The 6,941-nt window shown below is 64.4% G+C and carries 8 protein-coding genes; 5 read left to right on the top strand and 3 right to left on the bottom strand.

What is annotated here, in order from left to right; translation table 11 throughout:
- From EN893_RS12700 to EN893_RS12685, 4 genes are all read left to right on the top strand, one after another.
- Positions 1–619, top strand: a 619-nt coding sequence (locus EN893_RS12700; RefSeq protein WP_164900827.1) for a substrate-binding domain-containing protein, incomplete at its 5' end; no start/stop codon positions are given.
- The gene (locus tag EN893_RS12695) at positions 616–1,617 is read left to right on the top strand and encodes an ABC transporter permease (RefSeq protein ID WP_127269571.1); all 1,002 of its coding nucleotides are present in this window, start codon (positions 616–618) and stop codon (positions 1,615–1,617) included. The genes EN893_RS12700 and EN893_RS12695, both read left to right, overlap by 4 nt.
- Positions 1,614–2,378: an ATP-binding cassette domain-containing protein gene (locus tag EN893_RS12690; protein ID WP_127269572.1), complete on the top strand. Its 765-nt coding sequence runs from the start codon at positions 1,614–1,616 to the stop codon at positions 2,376–2,378. The genes EN893_RS12695 and EN893_RS12690 overlap by 4 nt, the downstream gene beginning before the upstream one ends.
- 39 nt (positions 2,379–2,417) lie before the next feature.
- Complete coding sequence (locus tag EN893_RS12685; RefSeq protein WP_127269573.1) at positions 2,418–3,503, top strand: Gfo/Idh/MocA family oxidoreductase; 1,086 nt, start codon at positions 2,418–2,420, stop codon at positions 3,501–3,503.
- Positions 3,504–3,518: 15 nt separating this feature from the next.
- Here the strand turns inward: EN893_RS12685 and EN893_RS12680 are convergent, their stop codons facing one another.
- On the bottom strand, positions 3,519–3,794 hold the full coding sequence (locus EN893_RS12680; protein WP_127269574.1) for a hypothetical protein: 276 nt from the start codon (positions 3,792–3,794) through the stop codon (positions 3,519–3,521).
- A 144-nt stretch (positions 3,795–3,938) separates the two neighbouring features.
- On the opposite strand from EN893_RS12680, the gene EN893_RS12675 reads away from it, so the two are divergent.
- Complete coding sequence (locus tag EN893_RS12675; RefSeq protein ID WP_127271026.1) at positions 3,939–5,963, top strand: amidase; 2,025 nt, start codon at positions 3,939–3,941, stop codon at positions 5,961–5,963.
- Positions 5,964–5,973: 10 nt separating this feature from the next.
- On the opposite strand, the gene EN893_RS12670 is transcribed toward EN893_RS12675, so the two are convergent.
- On the bottom strand, positions 5,974–6,387 hold the full coding sequence (locus EN893_RS12670; protein WP_127269153.1) for a hypothetical protein: 414 nt from the start codon (positions 6,385–6,387) through the stop codon (positions 5,974–5,976).
- Between the two features lie 93 nt (positions 6,388–6,480).
- The coding region (locus EN893_RS12665; RefSeq protein ID WP_245490822.1) for a hypothetical protein at positions 6,481–6,941 on the bottom strand (461 nt) is incomplete at its 5' end.

The following is a 6,941-nucleotide window of genomic DNA, read 5'->3' as shown; positions in this document are numbered from 1 at the left end:
GGCCAAGGCCGCCGGCTTCGCCGTCTCGACCTATATCGGCACCGACAATGTCGCCGCCGGCGCGCTGGCCGGCGAAGAGATGCTGAAGCTGGTGCCGAAGGGCTCCAAGGTCGCGCTGGTCGCCGGCATAGTCGGCGATGTCGGCTCCAACGCCCGCATCAAGGGCTTCAAGCAGGCGGTGGAAGGTAAACTCGACATCGTGGTGATGGTCAGCGCCGACTGGGATCGCGAAAAGGCGCTGACCGCCGCCACCGATATTCTCGCTGCCCATCCGGACCTCGCCGGCTTCTTCGCCGCCAACGACATCATGGCGCTCGGCGTCGAGCGCGCCGTGCGAACCTCGGGCAAGGACGTCAAGGTGATCGGCCTCGACGGCATCGTCGACGCGCTCAAGTCGATTGCGGCAGGCGAACTCACCGCCACCGTCGCCCAATATCCCTATGTCGTCGGCGCCATGGGCCTCGAGGCCTGTGCAGTGGCGGCCAAGGGCAAGGAACTGCCGGCCAACGTGCCGGCGCCGGTGCTGTTGATCAACAAGGACAATGCCGAAGCCTCGCTGAAGAACTTCCCGCGTCCCGGCGGCGACTATCCCGATCCCTTCCGCGAGATGCTGAAGTGAGCACACCTGCAGACAACGCACCCGCCGCCCATTCGGCGGGTGCGGAGGAGAGCCGCCCCTCCCTGGCGGCTCTCCTCCTCGATCCCTCCTTCTGGGCCGACTGGGCATCCGTCGTCGGCCTGGTCGGCCTCGTCATCGTCTTCGGCATCGCCCAGCCGGTCTTTCTCAGCGTCGCCAATCTGCAGGCGCTGCTGCTGGCGGCTGCGATCCTGGTCGTGCTGTCGATCGGCCAGACCTTCGTCATCGCCACCTCGGGCATCGACCTGTCGCTAGCGGCAGCCGTCATGCTCGGCGCCATCATCCTCGGCCTCGTCAACGCCGCCGGCTACGGCATCTTTGTCGCCTGCGTGCTCGCGGTTCTCGCCACCAGCGCGGTCGGCTTCCTCAACGGGCTGATCATCACCGCAGGCAAGATCCCCGACTTCGTGGTGACGCTCGGCACGCTGTCGGGCATCACCGGCCTTGGCCTTATCCTGTCGGGCGGTGAACCGACCATGGTCGGCTCGACCTTCCTGCTCAGGCTCGCCTCGGGCTCGTTCGGACCGTTCGGTTATCCGGTCTGGGTGGCGATCGCAGCCGTCATCGTCGCCCATATCGCGCTCTACCACACGCGCTTCGGCGTGCATTTGCTGGCGACCGGCGGCCAGGCGGAAAGCGCCGGCGCGCTCGGCATCCGTACCAACCGGGTCAAGATCGCCGCCTACACGATTTCCGGTCTCTGCGCCGGCATCGCGGCCATTCTTCTGGTCGCCCGCATCGGCTCGGCCGAACCGCAGATCAACACCAGCCTGCTGCTCAATTCGGTGGCGGCGGTGGTGCTGGGCGGCGTCAGCCTGTTCGGCGGCCGCGCCAGCATTCTGGGACCGGCGATCGGCGCGCTGATGCTCACAGCACTCGTCAACGGCCTGACCTTGCTCAACGTCTCAGCCTTCTACCAACCGCTTGCCGTGGGCGCCATCGTGGTGCTGGCGGCCCTGATCATGCGATATCAGAAATGAGCGCGCTCCATCACATCCCCGCCGCTGAGGCGATCATCGCCTGCGAAGGACTGAGCAAGCATTTCGGCGGCATCCGCGCCTTCACCGACGTCGCCTTCCAGGCCCGTCGCGGCGAGGTCACCGCCGTCATCGGCGACAATGGCGCCGGCAAGTCGACGCTGATCCGCAGCCTGGTCGGCGTGCATCAGCCGGACACCGGCAATTTGTTCTTCGACGGCCGGGCGCGGCCCTTCGCCAACCCCGACGAGGCACGCAAGGCCGGCATCGAGACCGTGCACCAGAACCTGGCGCTGATCGACGAACTGACGGTCGCGCAGAACCTGTTCCTCAACCGCGAGATCGTGCGTCGCATCGGGCCGTTCGCTTTCCTCGATCGCAAGGCGATGAAGCGCGAGGCCCGTTCCATGCTGTCGCGCCTGTCGATCAACGTGCCGTCGATCAACCAGCGTGTGCGGCGCTTGTCGGGCGGCCAGCGGCAGGCGATCTCGATCTGCCGCGCTGTCGGCTCCGGCGCCAAGCTGGTGGTGATGGACGAACCGACGGCAGCACTCGGCGTGCAGGAGACCGCCAATGTCGAGGCTCTGATCCGGCGTCTGCGCGAGCAGTCGGTCTCAGTCATCCTGGTCAGCCACAATTTCGATCAGGTCCGCCGCCTGTCCGACCAGATCTGGGTGATGCGGGCGGGAAAGATGGCGGCGACCGTGCGCGCTTCCGAAACGTCCGGAAACGAGCTCGTCGCGCTGGTCACCGGCGCGGCATAGTCCTGCAGCATCAGACTTAAAATCAAAGGGAGTTCGCCTGTGGCACCAATTCGTGTCGGACTGATAGGTCTTGGAGAGGTCGCGCAGTCGATCCATCTGCCTGTGCTGGGCGATCAGCGCGACCGCTGGGTGGTCGCGGGCGTGTACGACGTGTCGCCCAGCCTGGTGTCACTCGTCACCTCCGAATTTGCGACGGCAAAGGCCTTCGACACGGCCGAGGCGCTGATTAGTTCGCCCGACATCGACGCGGTGTTCGTGCTGTCATCCGACGACACCCACAGCCGCTTCGTGCGGGCGGCGATTGCTGCCAACAAGCATATCCTGCTGGAAAAGCCCGCCTGCCTGACGGTGCGCGAAATCGACGATCTGCTGGCGCTGATGCCGGGCTACGACAAGACCCTGTTCGTCGGCTATATGCGCCGCTACGCGCCGGCCTATCTGGCGGCCAAGGACGAACTGCCGGCATACGCCGACATCACCCATGTCCGAATCTTCGACCTGATCTCGGAAGGCCGGCACTTTCTCAAGAAGAGCCAGAACGTCCTCTATCCCAACGACATAGACCCTACCCTGCTGGCGCGTGGCGCAAGCGAACGCGACGCGCTGATCCGCGAGGTGGTCGGCGCCGACGCGCCGACCGATCTGGTGCGCGCCTATCGCGGCCTGACGGCGCTTTCCTCGCATCACATTTCGGCGATGCGCGGGCTGATCGGCGAGCCGGCGCGCGTGCTGGCCGCGCACCGCACCAATGGCGGCGCCAACACATCAGTCACCTTCGACTACGGCCATTTCGCTTGTCTCTACGACGCGGTGGTCGACGATCTCGGCCTGTTCGACGCCATGATCGAGGTGCGCTCGAACACCAGGCGTGTGCGCATTCTCTACGACACGCCCTACATCCGAAGCCTGCCGACGCGGCTGGAGGTCACCGATGCCGGCCCGCTCGGCCCGGTGACGAAAACCTTCGGGCCTCTCTACGGCGATGCTTTCTCGAATGAACTCGAGATTTTCCACCGCCACATCACCGAAGGCACAAAGCCTCTGACCGACCTCGCCGATTCACGCCGCGACCTCGCGCTGATGGCCGAGATCATCGAGCGGATGAAAGAAAGTGGCGGGCGCTGAGGCGCCGCCTGCCGCCTACTTCCCACAGTGATGGTCGTTGATCTTGTTCACCGCATTCGCGTCGGGTCCGACGCGATGATAGGAGCACGCGCCGGCGGCCGTCGTCACCAACTGCTGATCGTAGTAGCGCGGGCCGCCGAACAGGATGTCGATGAGATCGCCTTCGGCGGGAACGTAGCGTTCGGATTGGACCCGGCGGTCGTGGTGCCGGTCGCCAGCGAAAGCCGGGGCGCAAGCGCTTGAGCCCATGGCGACAGCGAGAGCTAGGATCGCAACGCATTTGGTGGTCATGCCAATACCCTCCTGGCCATTCCGGAATCACACCATACATCCAAAACCGCCAGCCGGACAAAAGTTCCGGAGAAGACCGCGATAGGCTCTTGCCGAAGCCAGCTGCCTCGCTCATCCATGGTGCGTGGAAATGTGGAACCTGTGATGACCGATGCCAGCCTTCATCTCGTCGAAGCGACGATCGACCAACTGCGCCGCGCGCTTGATGACGGCACCGTCACCAGCGTCGAACTGGTCGGGGCTTATCTCAGGCGCATCGGGCATTTCGACCGCCACGGCATCAGCCTCAACGCCGTCCCAGTGCTCAACCCTGACATGTTTAAGGAGGCGGCAGCCTCCGACCGGCGCCGAAGCAATGGCGCCGTGCTCGGACCGCTCGACGGCATCCCCTACACCGCCAAGGACAGCTACAAGGTGTCAGGCCTGACGGTGGCCGCCGGTTCGCCCGCCTTCGAGCATCTCATCGCCAATGAGGACGCCTTCACCATTGCCCGGCTGCGCGCCGGCGGCGCCGTGCTGATCGGGCTGACCAACATGCCGCCAATGGCCAATGGCGGCATGCAGCGCGGCGTCTACGGTCGCGCCGAGAGCCCCTACAATGGCGACTATCTGACCGCCGCCTTCGCGTCGGGCTCGTCCAATGGCTCCGGCACGGCGACGGCGGCCAGCTTCTGCGCCTTCGGGCTTGGCGAAGAAACCTGGTCGTCCGGCCGCGCGCCGGCCACCAACAATGCACTGGTCGCCTACACCCCGTCGCGCGGCGTCATTTCGGTGCGCGGCAACTGGCCCCTTGTGCCGACCATGGATGTCGTGGTGCCGCACGCGCGGACAATGCCCGACATGCTCGAACTGCTCGATGTGATCGTCGCCGACGATCCCGAGACGCGAGGCGATTTCTGGCGCGCGCAGCCCTGGGTCAAGCTGCCGAAAAGCTCCGACGTGCGGCCGCCCCGCTATACCGACCTCGCACTGGCGGGGTCGTTGAAAGGCAAGCGGCTCGGCGTGCCCAGAATGTATATCGGCCGCGACAGCGAGGCCGATGCGCCGATCGAAACCCGCGCCTCGGTGCTTGCCCTTTGGCAACAGGCAGCGGCCGATCTCGCGCGGCTTGGCGCCGAGGTGGTCGAGGTCGATTTTCCCGTCGTTTCCAACTATGAGCGCGACCGCCCCGGCGCGCGCACCATGGTCGAGCGCGGGCTGATGCCCCAAGAGTTCGCCGAGCGCGAACTCTGGGATCTCTGCATCTGGGGCTGGGACGACTTTTTGCGCGCCAATGCCGACCCGTCTTTGCCCGATCTCGTCTCGGTCGACGGCCCAAAGATCTTCCCGCAGCCGCCGGGCACGCTGCCCGACCGCTATGAGGGCGGCTTCGACCTGAGGGAATATGTCGAGCGGGCGCGGTCCGGCGTCACGCCCGTCACGGAAATCCCGACGATTGAAGAAGGCCTGAAGGGCCTCGAAGCGACAAGGCGGATCGATTTCGAGGACTGGCTGGACGCCCATGGCATCGACGCCGTGGTGCTGCCCGCGGCCGCCGATGTCGGACCGGCCGATGCAGACATCGACGAGGCGTCCGCCGCCCTTGCCTGGCGCAATGGCACCTGGGTCGCCAACGGCAATCTGGTCTGGCGCCATTTCGGCATCCCCACCGTCACCGTGCCGATGGGAACCATGGCCGATATCGGCATGCCGGTCGGCCTGACTTTCGCCGGCAAGGCCTATGATGATGTCAGGTTGTTGCGCATGGCCGGCGATTTCGAACAGTCGACCCGGCGCCGCACCCTGCCCCCACGCACGCCGGAACTGACTGAAGATGTATTTTCCCGCCGGCCCACGCAAACCGGTGACGGCAAGGCACCTCCGCTCGTCATCGCGCTTGCCGCCGAGACGCGCACGACGGGCGATCAGGACGAGATCACCATCACGCTCGAACTGCCGATCGACGCCGAGGCGGAAAACGCCAGTGTCAAGGTGCATGTCAACGGCGAGCCTGTCGCGATGCAGCGAAGCGGAGCGCGCTCCTGTGGACAGGCATTGGTTCCGGCCGCAGAGCACCAGCGGTTCCACAGCGTCTGGCGTGGCTCGTATGGCTCGATCGTGACGGCTATTGTGCGGCTGGAGGATGGGCGCAGCGCCGGCGCCTATCTGGTAACCGGAGGGATTGGATGAACGCCAGCCGCTAGGAAGGCAGCGAAGTCAGCCATTCTTCCCAAAATTCCTGCTGCATATGGACGAAAACCGGAACCACGTCGACGCCATCATCAAATATGTCGACCAGATCGCTCTCTTGCGGAAATCGCCCCGTCTTCACCTTGCAGGCTATCAATCCGCGACTTTTCTCCATCACGGTATTTTCCGGATAAACATTGGCGCTTGCTCCGTAACAGAAGGGTAGCAGGCCATCGACTTCGAGTGCCTGACGGATTTGGAACAGAGCCTCGAAAAAGTCTTCCTCTTCTGCCTCGATCACCTTGTCCCGATAACTGCATTTCAAATTGCAGGCAGCGCCGTTCACGTGCAGCGTGAACACAGCTTGCTCGTCGTCACCAACGGAACCTGCGCCGATCAGAAAAACAGTACGCTGATGGTCCATCTCATCCCCCTCGCCATGTGACGGGATGGTAGTACGACAACGGCCGCTTTTCCAGCATGGCAGGGATTGGGACGGCCGCACTCCCTCCCGTCGTCATCCGCTGGCCGGGCGTCCCGCCGCAAAGGCAAGGTCCCGCCGAATGGCGTCCAATTTGTCTTGCGCCAGACCGGCAAGCAGCTTTTCATCGAGGTAGCCTGCTCGGATGAGATGAGCGAAGACATAAAGGAGCTGCGAATAGCGGTAGTCGAACGTCCGATCGATATCCCGCCGCTGTTCACGCAAATAGGCTTCCAGCTCCCACATCTGGGAGGGAACCGTCACCGCACTGGCCTTGCTCTTGAATTCGGCCATCGTCTTTGCGAGGGCCGCCTCAAGAGCCTTATCGAAGGCGTGGCGGGCGAGCTTCTTTTCGGAAGCGGACCAACTGAAATCGTTCACTGGATATCTCCGTAGATGTCCTGTGAATTCCACCAGATTTTCACGAACTTCGCCTGCTGCTACCCCCGAGCCGCCCAAAGCAAACCCCGCTCCACCATCAGCGCCATGTCCGGCAC

It is taken from the genome of Mesorhizobium sp. M7A.F.Ca.CA.004.04.2.1 (genome assembly GCF_004022825.1).
Lineage (GTDB): Bacteria > Pseudomonadota > Alphaproteobacteria > Rhizobiales > Rhizobiaceae > Mesorhizobium.
Note: the sequence above shows the minus strand (reverse complement) of the source record. Positions and strands in the feature narration are given on the sequence as shown.

Excerpts from the sequence above, each read along its gene's own strand:
- EN893_RS12675 (WP_127271026.1), top strand. The coding sequence starts at position 3,939 with ATGACCGATGCCAGCCTTCATCTCGTCGAAGCGACGATCGACCAACTG.
- EN893_RS12670 (WP_127269153.1), bottom strand. The coding sequence starts at position 6,387 with ATGGACCATCAGCGTACTGTTTTTCTGATCGGCGCAGGTTCCGTTGGT.
- EN893_RS12680 (WP_127269574.1), bottom strand. The coding sequence starts at position 3,794 with ATGACCACCAAATGCGTTGCGATCCTAGCTCTCGCTGTCGCCATGGGC.
- EN893_RS12690 (WP_127269572.1), top strand. The coding sequence starts at position 1,614 with ATGAGCGCGCTCCATCACATCCCCGCCGCTGAGGCGATCATCGCCTGC.